Here is a 23,089-nt window from a genome sequence, read left to right on the forward strand (position 1 = left end):
GGCCGGCACCGGACGCGGTGTGCGCGCACGACTGGGCACGGCGTGCGCTCGTCCTGCCGTCCGGTGCCGGCCGAGTACGTCGCCGGCCCGGGTCGGCCGGGGCCGCAAGCCGATCGTGCTCGGGGACGCTGTCCGCGTAGGGTGCGTGAATGAGCATGCTGGATGACGCCCGCCCGGGCATGAACCCCGAGATCCGACCGCAGGACGACCTCTTCGGCCACGTCAACGGTCACTGGCTGGAGACCGAGGCGATCCCCGAGGATCGCTCCAGCTGGGGCCCCTTCGTGCAGTTGGTCGACACGGCCGAGGAACAAGTAAAGGTGATCATCCAGGAGCTGGCGTCGGACGGCGCCGGCTCGGATGACGCGCGCAAGATCGCCACGCTGTACGCCTCCTTCATGGACGAGGAGACGATCGCCGCCCGCGGGCTCGCCCCCGCGCAGCCCCTGATCGACGCGGTCGCGGGGCTGCGGGACACCCGGGAGCTCGCGGCGTTCCTCGGCCGCTTCGAGCGGATCGGCGGGTCCGGTCTCTTCGGCTCGTACATCGACTCGGACGACCGGGACTCCGACCGCTACCTCTTCAACGTCCTCCAGGGCGGACTCGGCCTGCCCGACGAGTCGTACTACCGCGAAGAGAAGTTCGCCGAGATCCGCGAGAAGTACGTCGCCTACCTCACCGAGCTGCTCACGCTCGGGAAGCACGCCTCGCCCGCCGAGGCCGCGCAGACGGTTCTCGCCCTGGAGACCCGCCTCGCGGCCGGCCACTGGGAGCGGGCCGAGACGCGTGACGTGCAGAAGACCTACAACCTCACCACCCTGGACGAACTGATCGCCCTGGCGCCGGAGTTCGACTGGCGCGGCTACGTCGAGGGGCTCGGCGGCTCGGACGCCACCATCGCCGAGACGTGCGTACGCCAGCCCTCCTACCTCGCCCATCTGTCCGCGGCCCTCGCCGAGGTGCCGATCGATCAGTGGCGCGACTGGGCGCTGGTGCGGGTGCTCCGCTCGTGCGCGCCCTACCTCACGGACGAGTTCGTGCGGAACAACTTCGAGTTCTACGGCCGCACCCTCAACGGCACCCCGGAGCTGCGCGCCCGGTGGAAGCGGGCTGTCGCGTTCGTCGAGGGCTCCATCGGCGAGGCCGTGGGCAAGGAGTACGTGGCGCGGCACTTCCCGCCGAGCTCCAAGGCGATGATGGACGACCTCGTCGCCAACCTCCTGGAGGCCTACCGCCAGTCGATCGCCCGCCTGGACTGGATGACGGACGAGACGAAGGAGCGCGCCTACGGGAAGCTCGCCACCTTCCGCCCCAAGATCGGCTACCCGGATACCTTCCGCGACTACTCGGCGCTCGAAGTCTCCGCCGACGACCTGCTCGGCAACGCGCACGCGGCGGACGCCTTCGAGTCCGACCGGCAGCTCGCCAAGATCGGCGCGCCGGTCGACCGCGACGAGTGGTTCATGCTGCCGCAGACGGTCAACGCCTACTACAACCCGGGCACGAACGAGATCTGCTTCCCCGCGGGCATCCTGCAGAAGCCGTTCTTCTCGCCCGACGCCGACCCCGCCGAGAACTACGGCGGCATCGGTTCGGTCATCGGCCACGAGATCGGGCACGGCTTCGACGACCAGGGCGCGCAGTACGACGGTGCGGGCAACCTCAACGACTGGTGGACCGCGGCCGACAAGAGCGCGTTCGAGGCGAAGTCGAAGGCGCTGGTCAAGCAGTACGACGCCTTCTCGCCGCGCAACCTGCCCGGTGAGTTCGTCAACGGCTCGCTGACGGTGGGCGAGAACATCGGCGACCTGGGCGGCCTGACCATCGGTCACACGGCGTACCGCATCGCGCTCGACGGCGCTCCGATGCCGGTGAGCGACGGCCTGACCGGCTCGCAGCGGCTGTTCATGAACTGGGCGTACTGCTGGCGCACCAAGCGCCGCAAGGAGCAGGAGCAGCAGTACCTCACGATCGACCCGCACTCGCCGCCCGAGTTCCGGGCCAACATCGTGCGCAACCTCGAGGAGTTCCACGAGGCGTTCGAGACGACGGAGGGCGACGGGCTCTGGCTGGATCCCGCGGAGCGCGTGCGGATCTGGTGACCTCGTACGAGTGAACTGCCGGGTGCGGCCGGGGCGTTGGTGCCCCGGCCGCACTCGTGCGTTGATCGCCGGATCCTGCCGGAAGCATTGACGTGCTCTTGCCGCCCTCCTACCTTCTTGGTCGGTAACCCGAACCTTGTCCGATATTTCGAACATCAGGTCAGGAAGAGGCATACATGGGCCCCGCACCCGCCAGACGAGCCGTCCTCCGCGCCGCAGCCCTCGCGGCGGCGGTACCGGTGCTCCCGTCCTTCGCCGCAGGCAAGGCGGTGGCGGCTCCGCGATCCGGGGCTGTCGCGCGTGCGCGGGGCGCAGCCGTCGCCGCCCCCTCCGCCTGGACGGCGCAGCCGTTCGCGCTGCGGGACGTTGCGCTGCGCAAAGGTGTCTTCGCCGCGAAGCGCGCCCTGATGCTGGACCACGGCCGGGGCTATGACGTGGACCGGCTCCTCCAGGTGTTCCGCGCCAACGCGGGACTCTCCACGCGCGGCGCCGTGGCCCCCGGCGGCTGGGAGGGGCTCGACGGCGAGGCGAACGGCAATCTCCGGGGCCACTACACCGGCCACTTCCTCACCATGCTCTGCCAGGCCTACGCCGGCACGGGCGAGAAGGCGTACGCCGACAAGATCAGCTCCATGGTCGGGGCGCTGACGGAAGTCCGCGCGGCGCTGCGCCGCGACCCCGAAGTGCTCAGCGTCCCCGGCAGGTTCGGCACGGCCGCGGAGAATGTCCGCGGCTCCCATCAGTACGTCGATCTCCCCTCCGGCGTCCTCGACGGCGCCACGGACGTAACCCTCTCGGCCTGGGTGAAGCCCGCCCATGACGCCGATTGGGCCCGGATCATCGACTGCGGCAACGACACGAGCCGCTACCTCTATCTCGCCGCCCGCAACGCCGACGGAGTCCCGCGTTTCGCCATCACCTCGGACGGACCCGGCGGCGAGCAGGGCATCAACGGCACCGCGCCGCTGCCTCTGGACCAGTGGAGCCACGTGGCGGTGACGCTCAAGGGCGCCACCGGCACGCTCTACGTCAACGGCACCGCCGTCGCGGCGAACACCGCGATGACCCTCGACCCCGCAGCCCTCGGCACCCTGCGCAACCACTGGCTCGGCCGCTCCCACTTCGCGGCCGACCCGGTCTTCGCCGGCGCGTTCGACGAGGTGAACCTGTGGTCGCGGGCGCTGACCGCCGCCGAGATCGCCGGACTCCAGGACGCGCCCGCCGCCGGTTCGCCGGCCGGAGCGGGTGACCTGGCCTCATACGCCTTCACCGAGACCGGCGGCTCCTCCATCGCCGACAGTTCGGGCCGCGCCCGGCACGCCGCCTTGCGCCGCACCTGGGGCAGACCGAGCCATCCGGGGTTCCTCGCGGCGTACCCCGAGACGCAGTTCAGCACCCTGGAGTCGATGACCCGCGGCGACTACACGGTGGTGTGGGCGCCCTACTACACCGCGCACAAGATCCTGCGCGGTGTCCTCGACGCCTATCTGCACACCGACGATGCCCGCGCACTCGACCTCGCTTCGGGCATGTGCGACTGGATGTACGCCCGCCTCTCGCAGCTGCCCGAGAGCACCCTGCAACGCATGTGGGGCATCTTCTCCAGCGGCGAGTTCGGCGGCATCGTCGAGGCGCTTTGCGATCTGTACGCCATCACCGGCAAGGCCGAACACCTCGCCCTGGCCCGCCTCTTCGACCTCGACAAGCTCATCGACGCGTGCGCCGCCAAGGACGACATCCTCGACGGGCTGCACGCCAACCAGCACATCCCCGTCTTCACGGGACTGCTGCGGCTGTACGACGAGACGGGCGAGCGCCGCTACCTCACCGCCGCGAAGAACTTCTGGGGCATGGTCGTCCCGACCCGGATGTACGGCATCGGCGGCACCAGCACCGGAGAGTTCTTCAAAGCCCCCGGCGTCATCGCGGGCACCCTCAGCGACACCACCGCCGAGACCTGCTGCGCCTACAACCTGCTCAAACTGAGCCGGGCCCTGTTCTTCCACGAGCAGGACCCCGCGTACATGGACTACTACGAACGGGCCCTCTACAACCAGGTCCTCGGCTCGAAGCAGGACAAGGCCGACGCGGAGAAGCCGCTCGTCACGTACTTCATCGGGCTGCTGCCGGGCCATGTGCGCGACTACACGCCCAAGGCGGGCACGACCTGCTGCGAGGGCACGGGCATGGAGAGCGCCACCAAATACCAGGACTCCGTCTACTTCCGCACGGCCGACGACTCGGCCCTCTACGTCAACCTCTACAGCGCCTCCACGCTGACCTGGAAGCAGCGGAACATCACGGTCACGCAGACCACCGACTATCCGAGGGAACAGGGCACGACGCTCACCGTCCGGGGCCGCGGTGCCACCTTCGATCTGCGGCTGCGCGTGCCGGCGTGGGCGGGGAACGGATTCTCCGTGACGGTCAACGGCAGGAAGACCGAAGCCGATCCGAAGCCGGGCAGCTACTTCTCCATATCCCGCACATGGCGCGACGGGGACACCGTCCGTGTCTCCATCCCCTTCCGCCTGCGGGTGGAGAAGACCCCCGACAAGCCGGACGTGCAGGCACTCTTCTACGGCCCGGTCCACCTCGTGGCCCGCGACAGCGCGAAGACCTACCTCCGGTTCGGCCTCTTCCGCAACGCCGCACTCTCCGGCGACCTGCTGCCCACCCTCACCCCGGTCACCGGCACACCCCTGCACTACACGCTCGACGGCGTCCGCCTCGCCCCCTTCTTCGAAGGCACGCAGGACCCGACGCACGCCTACTTCCAGCGGTCCGAACCCAAGGTGGTCTTCGGTACGACCGACTCCGGCGTCACCAACCCGCAAGCCCCCGACGGCACGACCCTCCTCGACGACATCTGGTCGGCGGCCCCTTTCGCCGACAAGAACGCCCTGGTCACGCGGGCCCGGGCGGTCGTGGACGACTGGGTCGCCGCGGGACGGCTGAGCGCGGCGGACGGCACGAAGGTGGTGAGTACGGCGAAGAGGGCGACGTACGTGTCCTAGGGGAGCGGGGTGCGCCGCCGAAGCGGGCGCGGCTACCGTGCGGCGCGCAGCATGCGGAGCTGGCCGATCTCGACGGCGTTCTTCATCGGCTCGGAGTTCACCCGGGCGAGCATGTCGGCGACGGTGTGCACCTGGGGTCGTTCTGCCAGGGGAAGGGGGCGACGGCGTCCAGTTCGGCGTCGTCGAGCCGGTCGAGCACCGCCAGCCACTCCGAGCGCAGATCACGCAGCCAGTCGACGGTCGCCCTGCCGCCGCCCGGCCAGGTGATCTCGGTCCGCTCCCGCGGCACTCGTCCCTGAGCGTGGTCGATCGTCACGCTCCACCACCAGCCGATGTGCCAGCTGAGCCAGCCGATCGTGGGCACGGGAACGGGGCCCGGCTCGCGCTCCGCGAAGTCCGCGGTGACCCTGACACAGGGACGCCCGGCTTGGGAAAGGGGTTTCGGGTCCGGCCCCCGTTCTGCCCGGCCAGGACGCGAGGCGGGGTGTGTGCGGAGGTGTGAGCACGCCCATGATTCGGGGGCATTGCGCACCGCGCCGGCCGCACGTAACGTCCTGAGCGGGTATGTGAGTGTCGGCGTCATGCCCTGGCGCGAGCGCGATACCGGCGAGGCCCATGGCCTGTGGCCCGCCGAGCCGGCCGGAAGAGCGGAGGTGGGGGATGTGCCAGTGGCTCCTCCCGCGCTGTCTGTGCCGTCTGCGCTGTCTGTGCCGTCTGCGCCGTCGGTGGACTCCGCGTCGACCGCCCCGCGCGTCAAGGTGATCGCCCCGAACCCGCAGGTGCATCTGTACTCCCGGCAGCACATCGATCTGCAGCGCGTCGCCGGCGCGCTCTGTTGTTCCTGACCCGTCACCCCGCCGCCGCACCCTCGGAGCCGAGGGGCCGGTGATCTCGTACGGTCGATCAGGAAGGCACACCTCTCGTGTCGTCATCATCCGCGTTGCCCCATTTCTCCCCCCATGCCGGTTCCTCCGCACCCGCATCCGCATCTGCTTCCTCCTCCGCGCCGCTGCACCTCGCCGTCGCACTCGACGGCGTGGGCTGGCACCCGGCCGCCTGGCGTGAACCGGTCGCCCGGCCCGCGGAGTTGCTCACTGCCCGGTACTGGACCGACCTGGTCGCCGAGGCCGAACGCGGCCTGCTGGACTTCGTGACGATCGAGGACGCGCTCGGGCTGCAGTCGTCGCACTTCACCGAACCCGACGGACGCACGGACCAGGTGCGAGGACGCCTCGACGCGGTACTCATCGCCGCCCGGGTCGCCCCGCTGACCAGCCACATCGGCCTCGTGCCGACGGTGGTGACCACCCACACGGAGCCGTTCCACATATCCAAGGCCATCGCCACGCTCGACTACGTGAGCACAGGCCGCGCGGGGGTACGGGTGCAGGTGTCCGCGCGCCGCAACGAGGCCGCGCACTTCGGGCGCCGCACGCTTCCCGCCATCGAGGGCGTCGAGGACCTCGGCAGAGCCGACGTACGGGAGTTGACCCTCGACCTCTTCGACGAGGCGGCCGACTACGTCGAAGTCGTGCGCCGTCTCTGGGACAGCTGGGAGGACGACGCGGAGATCCGGGACGTCGCCACGGGCCGCTTCATCGACCGCGACAAGCTGCACTACATCGACTTCGAGGGCAAGCACTTCAGCGTCAAGGGGCCCTCGATCACGCCCCGGCCGCCACAGGGCCGCCCCCTCGTCAGCGCGCTCGCCCACGAAGGCCCGACCGAGGCTCCGTTCCGGCTTCTCGGCCGCTCTGCCGACATCGGATACGTCACCCCGCGCGACGCCCGACACGCACGCACCATCGTCACGGCGGTCCGCGCCGAACAGGACGCGGCCGGGCGCACCGACGAGCCCCTGCACCTCTTCGGCGACCTGCTGGTGTTCCTCGACGACGACCCGGCCGCCGCCAGGGACCGCCGGGAGCGCCTCGACGCCGTCGCCGGGCAGCCGTACACCGGCGACGCGCACATCTTCACCGGCACGCCCGCGCAACTGGCGGACGTTATCCAGGAGTTGGAGCAGGCCGGGCTCACCGGCTTCCGGCTGCGTCCCGCCGTCGTCGGTCATGACCTCCCGGGGATCACCCGGGGCCTGGTGCCCGAACTCCAGCGCCGCGGCGCCTTCCGCCGTGCGTACGAGGCCGACACCCTGCGCGGTCTGCTCGGCCTCGCCCGCCCCGCAAGCCGCTACGCCGCCTCCGCCTGAGCCGGAAGGAACCCCGACATGAGCAAGTCACCGGACAAGCCGCTCAAGCAGATCCACCTCGCGGCGCACTTCCCCGGCGTCAACAACACCACCGTATGGAGCGACCCCGAAGCCGGAAGCCACATCGAGTTCAGCTCCTTCGCGCACTTCGCACGTACCGCCGAGCGCGCCAAATTCGATTTCCTGTTCCTTGCCGAAGGCCTGCGCCTGCGCGAACAGGGCGGGCAGATATACGACTTGGACGTGGTCGGACGGCCCGACACCTTCACCGTCCTCGGCGCGCTCGCCGCCGTCACCGAACACCTCGGCCTGACCGGCACCATCAACTCCACCTTCAACGAGCCCTACGAAGTGGCCCGCCAGTTCGCCAGCCTCGACCACCTCTCCGGCGGGCGCGCCGCGTGGAACGTCGTGACCTCCTGGGACGCCTTCACCGGCGAGAACTTCCGCCGCGGCGGATTCCTCCCGCAGGAGGAGCGGTACTCCAGGGCGAAGGAATTCCTCGGCACGGCGAACGAACTCTTCGACTCCTGGCGCGGGGACGCGATCGCCGCCGACCAGGAGAGCGGTACCTTCCTTCGCGACGCCAAAGCGGGCGCCTTCGTCCATCAAGGGCAGCACTTCGACATCCAGGGACAGTTCAACGTCCCGCGCAGCCCTCAGGGGCGGCCGGTCGTCTTCCAGGCCGGGGACTCCGAGGAGGGGCGCGAGTTCGCCGCCGCGGGCGCCGACGCGATCTTCAGCCGGTACAGCACGCTCAAGGAGGGGCAGGCGTTCTACGCGGACGTCAAGGGGCGGCTTGCCCGCCACGGCCGCACCCGCGACCAGCTGCTCGTCCTGCCGGCCGCGACCTTCGTCCTCGGGGACACCGACGCCGAGGCGGAGGAGCTCTCCCGTGAAGTGCGGCGCAAGCAGGTCAGCGGTGCCACGGCGATCAAGCACCTGGAGTTCGTCTGGAACCGCGACCTGTCCGCGTACGACCCGGAAGGACCGCTGCCCGACATCGACCCGGACCTCGGCGAACACACCGTCGCCCGAGGGCGCGCCCAGGTGAGGATGTACCGCGACCCGCTGGCCACCGCGCGCGAATGGCGCGATCTTGCGGAGGCCAACAAATGGTCCATCCGCGACCTCGTCATCGAGACCGGAAACCGCCAGTCCTTCGTCGGCTCCCCGGCCACCGTCGCCGAGACGATCAACCACTTCGTCCAGGCCGACGCGTCCGACGGCTTCATCCTCGTCCCGCACATCACCCCCGGCGGTCTCGACGCCTTCGCCGACACCGTGGTCCCGCTGCTCCAGGAACGCGGCGTGTTCCGCACGGAGTACGAGGGCACCACCCTGCGCGATCACCTCGGCCTCGCCCACCCCGACGCCGGGACGACCGACGCCGGGATGACCGGCGCCACGTTCGTACCCACGCCCGTGCCCGCGTCGGCCGACCACTGAGGAGGACCCCCGACATGCCTGCCATCCCTCTCGGCGTCCTCGACCTGGTGCCGATCTCGTCCGGCTCCACCGCGACCGAGGCGCTGCACAACTCCATCGACCTGGCCCGGCGGACCGAGCAATTCGGCTACAGCCGCTACTGGTTCGCCGAACACCACCTCAACCCCGGCGTCGCCGGCACCTCGCCCGCGGTTGTCCTCGCCCTGACCGCCGCCGCGACCTCGACGATCCGGCTCGGGGCAGGTGCCGTACAGCTCGGACACCGCACCGCTCTCGCCACGGTCGAGGAGTTCGGCCTGATCGACGCGCTGCATCCCGGCCGCCTGGACCTCGGGCTCGGCCGCTCGGGCGGCAAGCCGCCGGGGACGCCCGCCGCTGCGCCGCCCACCGCGACACCGGTCGTCGACGGCCGCGCCCCCAACGGGCTTCGCATCCCCGCCAGGTTCTCCTACGAGCATCTGCTCGGCTCGCCCCGCGTCGCCCTCCAGCGCACACTGCTCCAGCAGCCCAACGCCACGTCCCAGGACTACGGGGAGCAGGTCGACGACATCCTGGCACTCCTGGCGGGTACGTACCGGTCCGCGGACGGCGTCGAGGCGCACGTCGTGCCCGGCGAGGGCGCCGACATCCAGGTGTGGATCCTGGGCAGCAGCGGCGGCCAGAGCGCGGACGTCGCGGGCCGCGGCGGCCTGCCCTTCGCCGCGAACTACCACGTCAGCCCGGGCACGGTACTCGAAGCCGTGGAGGGCTACCGCGCCGCGTTCAAGCCATCCGACGTACTCGACGAGCCCTACGTCAGTGTCTCCGCGGACGTCGTCGTCGCCGAGGACGACAAGAGTGCCCGCGAACTCGCCGCGGGCTACGGCCCCTGGGTCCGCAGCATCCGCACGGCCGAGGGCGCCATCCCGTTCCCCACCCCGGCCGAAGCACGCGCGCACGTGTGGACCGACGCGGACCGCGCCCTGGTGGACGACCGCACCGAAACCCAGTTCACCGGCTCCCCGGCACACGTCGCGGACCTCCTGGAACAGCTCCAGGAAGCCACCGGCGCCGACGAGTTGCTCATCACCACCATCACCCACGGCCACGCCGACCGGGTGCGCTCCTACGAGCTGCTCGCCGAGGAGTGGCGGCGCAGGTGACACGGCCGTACGCCGGGTGCCTGCGCGCCCGGCGTACGGCTACCCGGCCCGGCCCCCGAGCACGATCGTGCGGGCGATGTCGAGGGTGAGGCGCTGCCACGGGTCCCGGGGATCGCGGGACGTGATGTCGCGGACGCGGCGCAGGCGGTAGCGCACGGACTGGGGGTGGAGGTGCAGTGCGCGGGCCGCGGCATTGGCGGAACCGGTGTCGATGTACGCGGTGAGGGCTTCCAGAAGGTGGCGCCGGGCTCCGTCGACGAGGGGGCCGAGGACGATGCGGCCGATCTGGTCGGGGCTTACGACGGGGTGGCCCGCGAGCAGCGCGAGGACGTGCGCGTCGGCGTCGGTGAGGACCCGCTCGGGGTGGTGGGCGTGCGGGGGAGCGGTGTCGAGGGCGCCCGCGGCGAGCCGGTGGGCGACCGCGACGCGGTCCAGGCTCTCGCCCGAGATCACACAGCCGCGCCAGGCGTGCCGGCGCAGGATCTCCGGCACGGAGTCGGCGGCCACGGCCGGAGCGAGCAGCACGGCACGCGAACCGTGCGTCGTCGCCAGGGCCGTGCCGCGCGCGCCGTCGCCGTCAAGGTCCGCGAGCAGCGCCGTCGACGTGGTCAGGGAGATGTCGGACGAGGCGCCGTCCAGGGCTGTGGCATCGGCCGGTTCGGCCACCAGCAGGCTGTAGCGCTCGGGGAGTTGCACGCCCAGACGTGCGGCCCGCGCGCTGAGCGCGGCCGGGGAGGCGTGCCGGCCCGCGATCAGGTCGTCAAGGAGCAGTTGGAGCGACCTGTCGCGGTCGCCCGAGAGGCGCTCGCTGGTGGCCGCGTACGCCGTCGTCATCTCCTCGGAGATGGTGTCCATGGCGGTGAGCAGAAGCTGGGCCAGGGCGAAGGCGTCCTGCGCGGACAGCTGTGGTGCGCGGGCCGCGACCTCGTCCGCGAGCACCGCGGCGGCCACCCGGTAGGCGCGCAGGACGGCCTGCAGGGGGCGGCCGTCGGCAGCCCGCGCCGCCGCGATCCCGCGAAAGCGCCGCAGATCGGCCGGGCCGATCGCGCCGTCCGCGGCCCAGTGGTCCAGGAGGCGGTCGGTGGCCCAGGCCGCGATCGCCCGCACCTCGGGGAACCTGCTGCCGTCGAGCGCCGTGTAGGTCGGAACCTGTTCGTGCACCGCGTCGACGATCGCCTCGACGAGACGGGGGTCGGCCAGGAGTTCCTGCCGGACGTGTTCCCGCTTGTTTGTCACAGGGTGATAGTCCCATCGGAAAAGGGTGCGTACGACCATGGACGGGGCTTGTCACAGTGGCAAGGATCGTCGGGTAGAGAGTGTGTCCCACGCGCTCTCGTCACGCAGTCTCAAGGCCATCGGACGGGACCCACCACATGACGACGACGCCGAACTGGGCGGACTTCCAGTACGAGATCTATCTCAACGGCATGACTGGCGCCGTACCCCGCCTGCCCACCGACCTGACGCGGCTCGAGGAGCTGACCGAGCAGCGGCTCGGCCCGGGCCCTGTCGGCTATGTCGCGGGAAGCGCGGGCAACGGCAGCACGGCCCGCGCCAACCGCGGGGCACTGGAGCGGCGCCGGATCGTGCCGCGCATGCTGCGCGACGTACACGAACGCGATCTGTCGGTGGAGGTGCTCGGCCACCGGCTGCCCGCGCCGCTCGCCCTCGCCCCCATCGGCGTCCTGTCGATCATGCACCCGGAGGGTGAGTCCGCCGCCGCCCGCGCGGCCGCGGCCCGCGGTGTCCCGTTCATCCTCTCCTCGGCCTCCAGCACGTCCATGGAGCAGGTCGCCGAGGAGATGGGGGACGGGCAGCGGTGGTTCCAGCTGTACTGGGCCAAGGACCGCGACGTCACCAAGAGCTTCCTGGACCGCGCCAAGGCCTCGGGCTTCACCGCCCTCGTCGTCACGCTCGACACCCCGCTCCTCGCCTGGCGGCCGCGCGACCTCGACCAGGCCTATCTGCCCTTCCTGCACGGCGTGGGCACCGCCAACTACTTCAGCGACCCCGCGTTCCAAGCCGGTCTCGCCAAGCCGGTGCACGAGGACCCGAACGCGGCCGTGATGCACTTCGTCGGCATGTTCGCCGACCCCGCGAAGACCTGGCCGGACCTGGCTTTCCTGCGCGAGAACTGGGACGGTCCGATCGTGCTCAAGGGCATCCTGCACCCCGATGACGCGCGCCGCGCCGCCGACGCGGGCATGGACGGCGTGGTGGTCTCCAACCACGGCGGGCGCCAGGTCGCGGGCTCCGTCGCGGCGGCCGACGCCCTGCCCCGCGTGGTGGAGGCCGTCGGCGACCGGATCAGCGTCCTGTTCGACAGCGGTGTCCGCACCGGTGACGACGTCTTCAAGGCGCTCGCGCTCGGCGCCGAGGCCGTGCTCGTGGGACGGCCGTACGCCTACGGTCTCGGCCTGGACGGCCAGGCGGGCGTCGACCACGTGATCCGCTGTCTGCTCGCCGAACTCGACCTCACCCTGGCCCTGTCCGGCCACGCCGGACCCGCCACCCTCACCCCCGACGACCTGATCGAGGAGTCCGCATGACCGTCGTGAAGAACGTCCTCGCCATCGTCTCGCCCCACGTGGGCGGCCGCGCGGCGGGAGGCGCCCTCGCCGGGCTGCTGCCCGCGTCGGCGCACGTCTCCGTCGTCGAATCGGCCGACGAGGACCCCGCGGCCCTGCGCGCGGCACACGTCATCGTCACCGGCCTCGCGCCCGTCACCGCCGAGCACATCGCCGCCGCCCCGGACCTGGAAGTCGTCCAGTGCGCGAGCCATGGCTTCGACTACGTCGACCTGGAGGCCGCCCGCGCTCGCGGCATCCACGTCTGCTCGATCGGTTCGAGCGGCGCCGAGAAGCAGAACGTCGCCGAGCAGACCTTCGCCCTCATGCTGGCCCTCGCCAAGCAGCTGATCCCGGCGCACACCGCCCTCACCGAGGCCGACTGGGCGCTGCCCCGCCTCCAGCAGTCCATCACGGAGCTGTCCGGCAAGACGCTCGGCATCGTCGGGCTCGGTCACATCGGCGAGGAAGTCGCCCGGCGCGCGGTCGTGTTCGACATGACCGTCGTCTACGCAGGGCCGAGGCCGGTACCAGCGGAGACGGAGGCCCGCCTCGGCGGTGCGCGCCATGTCGGACTCGACGAACTGCTGCGCACGTCCGACTACGTCAGCCTGCACGCCCCGCTCACACAAGAGACCCGCCACCTGCTGGACGCCGAACGCCTCGCTCTCCTGAAGCCGACGGCCTTCGTCATCAACACCTCGCGGGGCGCTCTCATCGACCAGGACGCCCTCGCCGACGCGCTGACGGCCGGCACGCTGGCCGGGGCTGGCATCGACGTCTTCGACCCCGAACCGCCCACCGCCGCCCTGCGGCTGCTCAAGGCGCCGAACGTGGTGCTTTCCCCGCATGTCGCGGGCGTCACCCGCGAGACGCTGGTACGCATCGCCCTGGCCGCGATCCAGAACGTCGCAGGCCACTTGGAGGGCAAGCCGCTGGGTGACGTGGTGTCCTGACGGCCCCGGCAGCCGCGGGTTGTGGCAGCGGTCCGCCGGACGCCGCTGCCACAACCGCCGGCCGTGCTCTACCAGATCTCCCCGACCCACTCGGGGTGGTCGACGAACGGGTTGCGGTTGTGCTGGAACTGGTCGTAGATGACCTCGTTGCGGTTCTTCTCGAACGCGTCCGGCGGGTCCTCGTCGCTCCACTGCTTCAGGACGGAGAGGCGGCCGATGGCGGGGGCGCTGCCGTTGTCGACCTTGTCGTTGGGTTCGAGGTCGGCGAAGCCGTCGTCGCCGTCGTAGCGCACGGCCATGTACAGGATCATGCGGGCCACGTCGCCCTTGACGGCGTCACGGGGTTCGAAGGAGTCGGAGTCGGTGTAGTTGCCGGGCGCCTCGCCGACCTCGCTGCCACCGTTGTCGAAGTCCTTGTTGCCGCGGGTGCTGTTGACCGAGACATCCGTCGGGCGCAGGTGGTGGATGTCGGTGCCCGGGCCGGTCGCGGTGCCGAAGTCGCCGTGGGACTTGGCCCAGGTGTGCTCCCGGTTCCACTGGTCCGGATCGCCGCCGTTGCTGTCCTTGCTCTGCGAGCGGCCGGTGTAGAGGAGGATCACGTTGCCGCTGTTGGCCGGGTCCTCGTCGGTGACCTTGAGCGCGTCCCAGACCTGTGAGTACGACAGCTTCGTCTGGTCGCTGATGATCGTGTGCAGGGCGCTCTTCAGCTCCGGTCCCGTCTTGCCGAGTGCGTCCTTGTAGTACGTGTCGTCATAGGCGCCTACGGCTGCCGCGCTCGGCGTGGGGTCCGTGGTCGCGGCGTCGGCGGCGGCCGGGACGGTGATCCCGACGAGCAGTGCGGCGGCCGTCATGGCCAGCGGTTTCCAGCGGCGTATGTGAGGGACGGGCATGTGGGGGTGTCCTCTCCCGGAGGCTCGCGCAGCACTGGTGCCTCCGACGGGCCCGGCGTTCTACGCGAGTTGACAAGTGGGTCAACGGGAGAGTGGCACGGGCGGGCGCATCACTGTATGAACGTTGTGCGTCGAGTCTGTGACGATGTCGTGGACACGACAGGTGGGGCCGATGGGTCGATCCGCCGCCGCATGTGACCCGGGGCCAGGTGGTTTACACCGAATGGTCTACAGGGGCCGGACGGTGAGCATTTGCTGCGCGTGGCCGACCGGGCCGTTGACGTCGTGCAGGACGGTGCTGGTGATGCCCTGTCCCGTGGGGCCGAACGTCACCGTGGTGTCGAGCCCGGTCCAGCGGCCCACGGGCTGGCGGTGCAGATGCACGGTGAGGTCGACGTTGGGGAACATCCACTCCGTGGGGGACTGGCGTACGGCGATGCCGTTGGCGGTGTCGACGAGTGCGACGAAGGACGCGAGGGGGCTCGCGGTCTGTCCGGCGACGAGGTCGAGTGAGGTGGAGACCCAGGCCGTCGTACGACCCGGCTGCGGGGGAGCGAGCGGGCGGACGTCCACGGAGGCGATGTACCCGCCCGGCCAGACGGAGGCCATGTGCCAGGGCGCGAGTGCGTCGGGCGGGGTGAGCCTGTCCGCGCCTCCGCCCGCGACGGGGCCGGTGTCGACGGAGGTGAGGAGCCAGGCCCTGGCCCGTACCACCGGACGGTCGGCCATGAGCACGACGGCCTCGACCAGTTCGATGGTGCGGCCGGGCCGGATGGTCTCCACCCGGATCTCGCACTCGTCGAGAGCCAGCCGCCCGAGGATGTCGAAGCTGATCCGGGACATGACGAGACCGTTGTCCGGCCGGTCCGCCAGGTACCGGTCGATGGCGTGCACGATGAGACCGCCGAGCGGGCTGAAGTGCATCTCGTCGGTGTCCCAGGCGCCGCCGGCGTGGAGCGTGGGCTTGTAGCGCCGCTCGTCGATGGGCTCGTAGTAGCTGCCGGTGTTCAACGGGGCATCCCTCTCGGCCTCGCGGGTGCGGGACGGGACGCCGATGGATGCCGAGCGCGGCCCCGGGTCCCGTATCCGAAGATCGTACTGGCGCCGGAGGAGAGGGGGGTGGAGGAGAGGGAGTGGAGGGGAGAGCAGGGCGGGCCGTCAGTGCAGTCCGTTGAGGTAGTGCTCCCCGATGTCGCGGAGGCGGTGCGCGGCGGAGCTGTGGGCGGTCAGGGCCCGGGCGTTGCGCCAGAACCTGTCGATGCCGGGGTCGGCCGAAGGGGAGGGCGTCCCGGCGGTGAGTTCCAGGACGCGGGTGGTGATGTGCAGGGCGGCCTCGGCGGTGACCGCTTCGGCCGCGCCCACGAGGAACGTGATGTCGGCCCGCTCGTCGGCGCCGAGCGCGGGCCCCGTCTCCAGACCGCGGGCCAAGGCCTCCGTCGCGAGTTCGACCACCGCCGCTGCCGTGTGTGCGGCCGTCGCCAACTCCCCGTAGGCGAGCAGCAGATAGGGGTCCGTGGGCGGCGGCCCGCAGTCCGCGCCGGTGTCGAGAGCCCCCGTCAGGGCGGGGCGCGGCAGGGCGCGGCTGATGTCGCGCGCCTCGGACAGGGCGCCCTCCGCGTTGCCCAGGCCCACCTGGACGAGCAGGAGGCGGCGGGTCAGCGGGGCGAGCGCGGTGTACGGCGAGATCTCGTGCTCGTCGACGGGCACCGTGCCGAGCACCTGCTGTGCGGCCACCGGTACGTCGTCGTAGCTCACGGCGCCCGCGCCGCTGAGGCGCTGGCCCAGCAGGTCGTGCGCGGGTTCGGTGGAGACGCCGGGGTGGGCCGGGTTCACATGGACGACCACCCATTCGCCGCTGTCCGTGCGCCGCACCGTGTGGACGAGCCGGTCCGCGACGGCGACACCCGCGGTCAGGGGCCGCCGACCGTGCAGGACATGGCCGTCCGCGGTCGGAGCGAGGGTCAGGTCGGTGCCCGTCTGCGCGTCCGGCAGCTCGATGTCACCGCCCCAGAGCCACTGCTCGTGCACGGCGCGGCGTTCGAGCGCGGCGGCGTTCCCCGGCGCGGCGAAGAGGCGCGGGCTCCACGACAGGGCGTGGTGGTGGGCGAGGAGTTCGGCGATGGAGCTGTCCGCCGCGGCGATTTCCCTGACGGCCGTACACGCCGTGCGCCAGTCGCTGCCCCGGCCGTCCGCGCCGTCCTCGGGGGCGGGCGGCGTCAGGAGCGCGGGCAGCCCCGCCTCGCGCAGCCGCGCGACCTCGTCGAACGGAGGCTTGCCCGCCCGGTCGCGCAGGTCCGCGTCGACGGCGAGATCGTCGGCGAGCTCCCGTACGACACGCGGCGAGGCGGAGGGGGTCAGCGTTGTCACTGGGGCGCCTCACATTTTCCTAGTTTCCCTACCTGATTGATAGGAATACTCGTCACGAACTCCTGGTGCGACAAGAGGGTGTTCAAGGGGCGGACGGCCTCGTCTCGCCGTTCGGGATGCGGAAGGTGCGGTCCACCGGGGGTTCGTTCTGCTGATCGCCCGTGGGGCGCACCGAAATTCGATACCGGAACCCCGGCCCGGATGCCTAGCATCCGACCATGCCGAGACCCTCTGGATTCATTTACGAGCAGCATCCCGATGGCAGCGTGACGATCACCCATCACGGTCGCGCGGCCGGAACGCTGCGCGGCGCGCGGGCCGAGAAGTTCCTCGCCGAGGCCGAGTCGGGCGATGCCCAGCTGGTCATGGCCCGCTGGACCGGTGCGTACAAGCACGGCAACGAGCGCACTGCGCGCAACCATCCGCGTAACCGGCGTTGATCGCGCGGTTGGATCGTGCGGTCATGGGCGGCGGCTGCCCGAGGGGGCAGGTGCCAGGGGTCAGGGGTTCGTCCATGCCGCGGGGTCCGCGGCGAGTTCCGTGACGGGGGCCGGCAGTTCGGCGCGCGCGACATCGGCGAGGGACACGCCCTCGAGGATCTGGCGGACGTTCGCCCGCAGCGCGATCCACAGCGGCAGGAGTGATTCCGCGGGCCCGCTGTAGGCCAGCTCCGGCGGGCGCACTCCGCGTACCGACACCAGGGGGCCCTCCACGACCCGGATGACGTCGGCGATGCTGATGCCGGCCGCGGGCCGGGCCAGGCGGTAGCCGCCGTTGCCGCCTCGCTGGCTGAGGACGAGACCGCCGCGTCGCATGTCGTTGAGGATGCCCTCGAGGAACTTGTGCGGGATCTCCTGGGCGTCGGCGATGGCCTCGGCTTTGAGCGGGCCGTCGTCCTGGCACGCGGCGAGTTGCAGCGCGGCCCGTACCGCGTAGTCCGCCCTGGCTGAGATCCGCATGGCCGCATTATGCTGCACCGCCCGGAACGGAACGTATCGCCCCTGGTCATGGGGTGTTATCGGCGGAAGCCGAGCCGCGGAGGGCCGGTCGGGCCCCGCCGGTCCCAGACAGTTGCCCGCGGGGCGGAGCGCCGCCGGGCGTCGGGCTCATTGCAGGGTCGTGAAGCGGGCGGGCAAGGGCTTGCCACGCTTTCGGCGGGCGACCATGCTCCTGGACATGACCGCGATGACCTTTCTCGTCCCGCGGCTCCACGTAGACCCGGGCCGCCTCGCTTCCGCGGCGTGTCGTCTGCGCGTGGCCTGACCGCCGCCTCCGTTTCCTTTTACATCTCCCCCTCTTCTCTGCGCTCCTCGCGCCCTCGCGTCCCGCCCCCTCGGGCGGCGACGCCGTCCGCGCTGCGGCGCGCGGCCCCCTCCCATGCCGGAACACCGCACGTCCACCCACCCCACCGAAGGGACCTCACCCCATGACGTCTGCGACCGCTTCCACAGTGAACGCCCCCGCAGTGACCGCCCCCGCCCTCACCGTCCGGAAGGTAGGCGGCCGCATCGGCGCCGTCCTGTCCGGCGTCCGCCTCGGCGGGGATCTGGACGAGGCGACCGTGGCCGCCGTGCGCGCCGCGCTCCTCGAGCACAAGGTCGTCTTCTTCCGCGATCAGGAGCACCTCGACGCGGAGAGCCACGAGGCCTTCGCCCGGCTGCTCGGCACCCCGGTCGCCCACCCCACCGTGCCGTCCGTGGACGGCCGTTACGCCCTCGGCATCGACAACGAACGCGGCGGACGTGCCAACCAGTGGCACACCGACGTCACCTTCGTGCCCGCGTACCCGGCGTTCTCCATCCTCCGCGCCGAGGTCATCCCGCCGTACGGCGGCAACACCCTGTGGTCCAACACGGCCGCCGCGTACAAGGACCTGCCCGAGCCGCTGCGCGTACTCGCCGACAGCGTGCGCGGCGTGCACACCAACGACTACGACTACGCCGCCTCCCGCCCCGGCGCCTCGTCGGCGGCGCTCGACCAGCACCGCAAGGTCTTCACCGCGGTCAAGTTCCAGACCGAGCACCCCGTGGTCCGCGTCCACCCCGAGACCGGTGAACGCACCCTGATCCTGGGCAACTTCCTGCAGAAGCTCAGCGGGTTCCGCGCCGCCGACTCGCGGGCCCTGATCGACGTACTGCAGTCCCACGTGGAGAGGCCGGAGAACACGGTCCGCTGGCAGTGGCGCGCGGGTGACGTCGCCATCTGGGACAACCGCGCCACGCAGCACTACGGAGTCGACGACTCCGACGACCACGAGCGCACCCTGCGCCGCGTCACCATCGACGGCGACGTTCCGGTCGGCGTCGACGGCCGCCGCTCGGTGCTGCTCGCTCCGGAGTCGGTGCCGGAGCCCCGTCATGGGATCGCCTCCGGCGCTTCCACGGACGGCGCGGTGTCCCCTTCGGCGATGATTCGGCACGCCTTCAATAAACCTGCACATCGAATGCGCACCCCAGTCACGCCATTCGGCGTCCGCCGTTCCCGAAGCTCTTGTGTATTGACCACAGAACTTGCGCTTTGGTGCCTGAGTGTCCGCTTTGTTGGAAGGAGTCCTTCCGCTCACGGGATTTCCGTCTGTGAATCTTGTGAAGGAGCTGCTCCCGCGCGGTGAACATGCCTGCACGCAGCGGTGATTCGTCGCCGCACGCGCCGTGAAAGGCCGTCTCGTCGATTGGATGTGCGACATGCGAACGTGCTTTGATCCTCGCCACCGCGGAATTCGCACAACAGGTTCCGCAGTGTTGGAAACACCTTTGCAACATTCATGAGAAGGGCAGCTCACACCATGAACTACACCCCCCAGGTCGAGACCCTCGAGATTTCCGACGCCGACCTCGACAACGTCTCCGGTGGCCTCGTCGCCGGTGTCGCGGGCAACGTCACGGACACCGTTGACTCCATCGCCCCGGTCTCGGGCGTCGTCGGCGGCCTCGTCGGCACCGTCGAGGGCGTCACCGGCCTCAACACCGGCGCTGTCACCGGCCTCGCCGGCGGTCTGACCGCCGGTCTCTGAGCATCCAGCTCACTGAGACGCCATGATTCGTGAGCCCCGGAACCATTGGTTCCGGGGCTCACGGACGCCACAGGCAAAGTAAGGGAAGCGTTCCGTGCAGTTCCGCCAACAGGCCCTGTCCAAGCTGCAGTCGCCCGAGGAACTCGACCTTCCGGTGCGCTACGCCCGGCCCCAGGGCCTGCTCGTCCTCGCCGTCACCGTCGTCGTCATGGCCGCCGCGACCGTCTGGGCCGTGACCGGCTCGATCTCCTCCACGCTCAAGGCGCCCGGCATCCTCACCCACGGCCAGGGCAGTTACGTCCTGCAGAGCCCCGTCACCGGACAGGTGACCCGCGTCCTGGCCGAAGAGGGAAAGCGCGTCGCCGCCGGCGCTCCCGTACTCAAGGTCCGTACGGGCCAGGGCGACAAGGTCGTACGCTCCATCGCCGCCGGACGGGTCAGCACACTGGTCGCCAGGATCGGCACCGTCGTCACCACCGGCGCCGACGTCGCGACCGTCGAGCGCGTATCGGGCGGCGACGACCCGCTCCTCACGATGCTCTACGTCCCCGCGGACAGCGCGGCCACCGTCCCCGTCGGCGCCTCGGTGGACCTCACGGTCCAGTCCGTGCCCACGGACGAGTACGGCACCTTGCGCGGCCGCGTGAAGGCGATCGGACGCGCCGCCCAGAGCGAACAGAAGATCAGCGGATTCCTCGGCGACAAGGAACTGGCCGCGCAGTTCACCAAGGACGGGCCGCCCGTCGCCGTCCTGGTACGCCTGGAAAAATCCTCCGGCACCAAGTCCGGCTACAAGTGGTCGACCGCCGGCGGACCGCCCTTCGCGCTCGACTCCATGACCCTGGCCACCGGCGCCGTCCACCTCGCCGAGCAGCGCCCGATCGATTGGCTGCTTCCGTGACCGCACCGCTCCCCTCCCCGGCACACCAGCAGCAGCTGCCGCCCCCCGGCGGCCGGCGCAGGCACCGCCCCGAGCCCCAGCGAGGCCGCCGCCGCGCCGCGCCCCGCCCCGCGTCGAAGGGCAAGCCGCAGAAGACCGTCCGCACGCCCACCGTCCTTCAGATGGAAGCCGTGGAGTGCGGCGCCGCCGCCCTCGCCATGGTCCTCGCCCACTACGGACGGCATGTCCCGCTGGAGGAGCTGCGCATCGCGTGCGGCGTCTCCCGCGACGGCTCACGGGCCAGCAACCTCCTCAAAGCGGCCCGCAGTTACGGCCTCACGGCCAAGGGCATGCAGATGGAACCGGCCGCGCTCGCCGAGGTGAAGGCGCCCGCGATCCTCTTCTGGGAGTTCAACCACTACGTCGTCTACGACGGCATGGGGCGCCGCCTCGGCCGCCGGGGCGTGCACATCAACGACCCGGACAAGGGCCGCCGCTTCGTCCCCTCCGAAGACTTCGACACCAGCTTCACCGGCGTCGTCCTGGTCCTGGAACCGGGCGAGAACTTCCGCCGCGGGGGACGCAGGCCCGGCATCATGCGGGCGATGCCCGCGCGCCTTCGCGGCACCACGGGCACCATGCTCGCCGCGCTCTTCGCCAGCCTGCTGCTCGTCGCGGTCGGCGCCGCGCTGCCCGCGCTCAGCCGCACGTACATCGACCTCTTCCTGATCGGCGATCAGACCTCGCTCCTTGGGGCGCTGTTCGCCTCGATGGGCGCGATGGTGGCGCTCACCGTGGTCCTGACCTGGCTGCAACAGGCGAACCTGCTGCGCGGGCGCATCATCTCCTCCACGCTGAGCAGCGCACGCTTCCTGCGGCATCTGCTGCGCCTGCCCGTCACGTTCTACGCCCAGCGCAGCCCCGCCGACCTCGTCCAGCGGCTCGCGTCCAACGACACGGTCGCCGAGACCCTGGCCCGCGACCTCACCGCGGCGGGCGTCGACGGCATCGTCGTACTGCTCTACGCGGCCCTCCTGTGGACGTACGACCCGCAGCTCACGCTGGTCGGCGTAGGCATCGCCCTCCTCAACATCGTCGCGATGCGCATCGTCATCCGGCTTCGGGCCACCGGCACCCAGAAGCTGCGCGCCGACAGCGCCAAGCTCACCAACACCTCCTACACCGGCCTGCAGTTGATCGAGACCATGAAGGCCACCGGCGGCGAGAACGGCTACTTCCGGCGGTGGGCGGGACAGCACGCCACCACCCTGGAGCAGCAGCAGCGCCTGGGCGTGCCGAGCGCCTGGCTCGGCGTCGCCGCGCCCACCCTCGCGACGCTCAACAGCGCGGCGATCCTGTGGATCGGCGGTCTGCGCGCGGTGGACGGCCATCTGTCGATCGGTCTGCTCGTCGCCTTCCAGGCCCTGGTCACCCGCTTCACCGCGCCGATCACCCGCCTGAACGGTGTCGCGGGCCGCATCCAGGACTTCGGCGCCGACGTCGCACGCCTCAAGGACGTCGAGAACTTCCCCGTCGACACCCTCTACTCCCGCCCCGAACCGGAGGCGAGCACCCGCCGTCTCAAGGGCCACGTCACCCTGGAAGACATCACCTTCGGATACAGCCCCCTCGACAAACCCCTCCTGACCGGCTTCTCGCTGTCCGTGGGCCCGGGACAGCAGGTCGCACTCGTCGGCGGCTCCGGCAGCGGCAAGTCGACCGTCTCCCGGCTGATCTCGGGGCTCTACAGCCCCTGGGAAGGCACGATCCGCATCGACGGACAGCGCCTGGAGGACATCCCGCGGGGCGCGCTCGCCGCCTCCGTCTCCTTCGTCGACCAGGACGTCTTCCTCTTCGAGGGCACCATCCGCGACAACGTCGCCCTGTGGGACCCCTCCATCCCGGACGACGCCGTCATCGCCGCCCTCAAGGACGCCTGCCTCTACGAGGTCGTGGCCCGCAGGCCCGGCGGCATCCACGGCCGTGTCGAGCAGGACGGCCGCAACTTCTCCGGCGGCCAGCGCCAGCGCCTGGAGATCGCAAGGGCCCTCGTCCGGCGCCCCAGCATCCTCGTCCTCGATGAAGTGACCAGCGCCCTGGACGCCGAGACCGAGCAGATCATCATCGACAACCTGCGCCGCCGCGGCTGCGCCTGCGTCGTCATCGCGCACCGCCTGAGCACCGTGCGCGACAGCGACGAGATCGTCGTCCTGGACCACGGCTCGGTCGTGGAACGCGGGCGCCACGAACACCTCGTCGCCGCCGGCGGAGCCTACGCCGACCTGGTCAAGGAGCACTGAGGTGACCTCGGTACCGGAGCAGTACACCCCGTACACCGACGACTCGGTCGCCGCCGCCTTCGGCGCGCTCGGCACCCCGGCCGACTGCACGGGGCTGCGCAGCGTGCATCTCGAAGGGCCGCAGGTGCTCTGGCTCGTCGTGGCCGGCGCGCTCGACCTGTTCGCGGTCGACGCCGTGCAGCAGGGCCACTGGCACT

Annotated in this window: 17 protein-coding genes and 2 pseudogenes; 13 read left to right on the forward strand and 6 right to left on the reverse strand. The window is 70.9% G+C overall.

Annotated features, from left to right (window positions below; translation table 11 throughout):
- Window positions 1–149: 149 nt before the first annotated feature.
- Both IE226_RS00875 and IE226_RS00880 read left to right on the forward strand, forming a co-directional pair.
- A complete protein-coding gene (locus IE226_RS00875; RefSeq protein ID WP_190078964.1) occupies window positions 150–2,102 on the forward strand; it encodes a M13 family metallopeptidase in 1,953 nt (650 codons plus the stop codon).
- A gap of 176 nt (window positions 2,103–2,278) precedes the next feature.
- Window positions 2,279–5,119, forward strand: coding sequence for a beta-L-arabinofuranosidase domain-containing protein (locus IE226_RS00880; RefSeq protein ID WP_190078965.1), 2,841 nt, complete (start codon window positions 2,279–2,281; stop codon window positions 5,117–5,119).
- A 32-nt stretch (window positions 5,120–5,151) separates the two neighbouring features.
- Here the strand turns inward: IE226_RS00880 and IE226_RS00885 are convergent.
- Window positions 5,152–5,516: pseudogene (locus IE226_RS00885) on the reverse strand (DinB family protein); the annotation flags it as partial.
- Between the two features lie 184 nt (window positions 5,517–5,700).
- On the opposite strand from IE226_RS00885, the gene IE226_RS00890 reads away from it, so the two are divergent.
- The 4 genes from IE226_RS00890 to IE226_RS00905 all read left to right on the forward strand — a co-directional run bounded on the left by IE226_RS00890 (window position 5,701) and on the right by IE226_RS00905 (window position 9,919).
- A complete protein-coding gene (locus tag IE226_RS00890) occupies window positions 5,701–5,964 on the forward strand; it encodes a putative leader peptide (RefSeq protein WP_190078966.1) in 264 nt (87 codons plus the stop codon).
- Window positions 5,965–6,059: 95 nt separating this feature from the next.
- Window positions 6,060–7,328 (forward strand): LLM class flavin-dependent oxidoreductase, encoded by a 1,269-nt coding sequence (locus tag IE226_RS00895; protein WP_190078967.1) that lies wholly within the window; start codon window positions 6,060–6,062, stop codon window positions 7,326–7,328.
- Window positions 7,329–7,346: 18 nt separating this feature from the next.
- Window positions 7,347–8,777, forward strand: a complete 1,431-nt coding sequence (locus IE226_RS00900; protein WP_190078968.1) for an NtaA/DmoA family FMN-dependent monooxygenase — start codon at window positions 7,347–7,349, stop codon at window positions 8,775–8,777.
- Window positions 8,778–8,791: 14 nt separating this feature from the next.
- Window positions 8,792–9,919, forward strand: coding sequence for an LLM class flavin-dependent oxidoreductase (locus IE226_RS00905; RefSeq protein WP_190078969.1), 1,128 nt, complete (start codon window positions 8,792–8,794; stop codon window positions 9,917–9,919).
- Between the two features lie 39 nt (window positions 9,920–9,958).
- Here the strand turns inward: IE226_RS00905 and IE226_RS00910 are convergent, their stop codons facing one another.
- On the reverse strand, window positions 9,959–11,155 hold the full coding sequence (locus IE226_RS00910; protein WP_190078970.1) for a PucR family transcriptional regulator: 1,197 nt from the start codon (window positions 11,153–11,155) through the stop codon (window positions 9,959–9,961).
- Between the two features lie 137 nt (window positions 11,156–11,292).
- Between IE226_RS00910 and IE226_RS00915 the strand changes: the two genes are divergently transcribed.
- A complete protein-coding gene (locus IE226_RS00915; RefSeq protein ID WP_190078971.1) occupies window positions 11,293–12,468 on the forward strand; it encodes a lactate 2-monooxygenase in 1,176 nt (391 codons plus the stop codon).
- Entirely contained in the window at window positions 12,465–13,442 is a 978-nt protein-coding gene (locus tag IE226_RS00920; RefSeq protein ID WP_190078972.1) for a 2-hydroxyacid dehydrogenase, read from the forward strand. The genes IE226_RS00915 and IE226_RS00920 overlap by 4 nt, the downstream gene beginning before the upstream one ends.
- 68 nt (window positions 13,443–13,510) lie before the next feature.
- On the opposite strand, the gene IE226_RS00925 is transcribed toward IE226_RS00920, so the two are convergent.
- The 3 genes from IE226_RS00925 to IE226_RS00935 form a co-directional block, all read right to left on the reverse strand.
- Window positions 13,511–14,332 carry an endonuclease I family protein gene (locus tag IE226_RS00925; RefSeq protein WP_190078973.1) on the reverse strand — a complete coding sequence of 274 codons (822 nt, stop codon included), beginning with the start codon at window positions 14,330–14,332 and terminating at the stop codon, window positions 13,511–13,513.
- A gap of 228 nt (window positions 14,333–14,560) precedes the next feature.
- Entirely contained in the window at window positions 14,561–15,343 is a 783-nt protein-coding gene (locus IE226_RS00930; RefSeq protein ID WP_190078974.1) for a thioesterase family protein, read from the reverse strand.
- Between the two features lie 147 nt (window positions 15,344–15,490).
- Entirely contained in the window at window positions 15,491–16,699 is a 1,209-nt protein-coding gene (locus IE226_RS00935; RefSeq protein WP_190078975.1) for an acyl-CoA dehydrogenase family protein, read from the reverse strand.
- 218 nt (window positions 16,700–16,917) lie between these two features.
- Here IE226_RS00935 and IE226_RS00940 point away from each other — a divergent pair, with 218 nt between their 5' ends.
- Window positions 16,918–17,139 (forward strand): hypothetical protein, encoded by a 222-nt coding sequence (locus IE226_RS00940; RefSeq protein ID WP_190078976.1) that lies wholly within the window; start codon window positions 16,918–16,920, stop codon window positions 17,137–17,139.
- Window positions 17,140–17,199: 60 nt separating this feature from the next.
- On the opposite strand, the gene IE226_RS00945 is transcribed toward IE226_RS00940, so the two are convergent.
- Complete coding sequence (locus tag IE226_RS00945) at window positions 17,200–17,658, reverse strand: RrF2 family transcriptional regulator (protein ID WP_190078977.1); 459 nt, start codon at window positions 17,656–17,658, stop codon at window positions 17,200–17,202.
- A gap of 467 nt (window positions 17,659–18,125) precedes the next feature.
- On the opposite strand from IE226_RS00945, the pseudogene IE226_RS00950 reads away from it, so the two are divergent.
- The 4 genes and pseudogenes from IE226_RS00950 to IE226_RS00965 form a co-directional block, all read left to right on the forward strand.
- Window positions 18,126–19,088: pseudogene (locus IE226_RS00950) on the forward strand (TauD/TfdA dioxygenase family protein); the annotation flags it as partial.
- Between the two features lie 396 nt (window positions 19,089–19,484).
- Complete coding sequence (locus IE226_RS00955) at window positions 19,485–19,712, forward strand: type A2 lantipeptide (RefSeq protein WP_190078978.1); 228 nt, start codon at window positions 19,485–19,487, stop codon at window positions 19,710–19,712.
- A gap of 94 nt (window positions 19,713–19,806) precedes the next feature.
- Window positions 19,807–20,613, forward strand: a complete 807-nt coding sequence (locus tag IE226_RS00960) for an HlyD family efflux transporter periplasmic adaptor subunit (RefSeq protein WP_190078979.1) — start codon at window positions 19,807–19,809, stop codon at window positions 20,611–20,613.
- The gene (locus IE226_RS00965; protein ID WP_190078980.1) at window positions 20,610–22,892 is read left to right on the forward strand and encodes an NHLP family bacteriocin export ABC transporter peptidase/permease/ATPase subunit; all 2,283 of its coding nucleotides are present in this window, start codon (window positions 20,610–20,612) and stop codon (window positions 22,890–22,892) included. The genes IE226_RS00960 and IE226_RS00965 overlap by 4 nt, the downstream gene beginning before the upstream one ends.
- Window positions 22,893–23,089: the final 197 nt, after the last annotated feature.

This window comes from Streptomyces longisporoflavus, assembly GCF_014649775.1.
Lineage (GTDB): Bacteria > Actinomycetota > Actinomycetes > Streptomycetales > Streptomycetaceae > Streptomyces > Streptomyces longisporoflavus.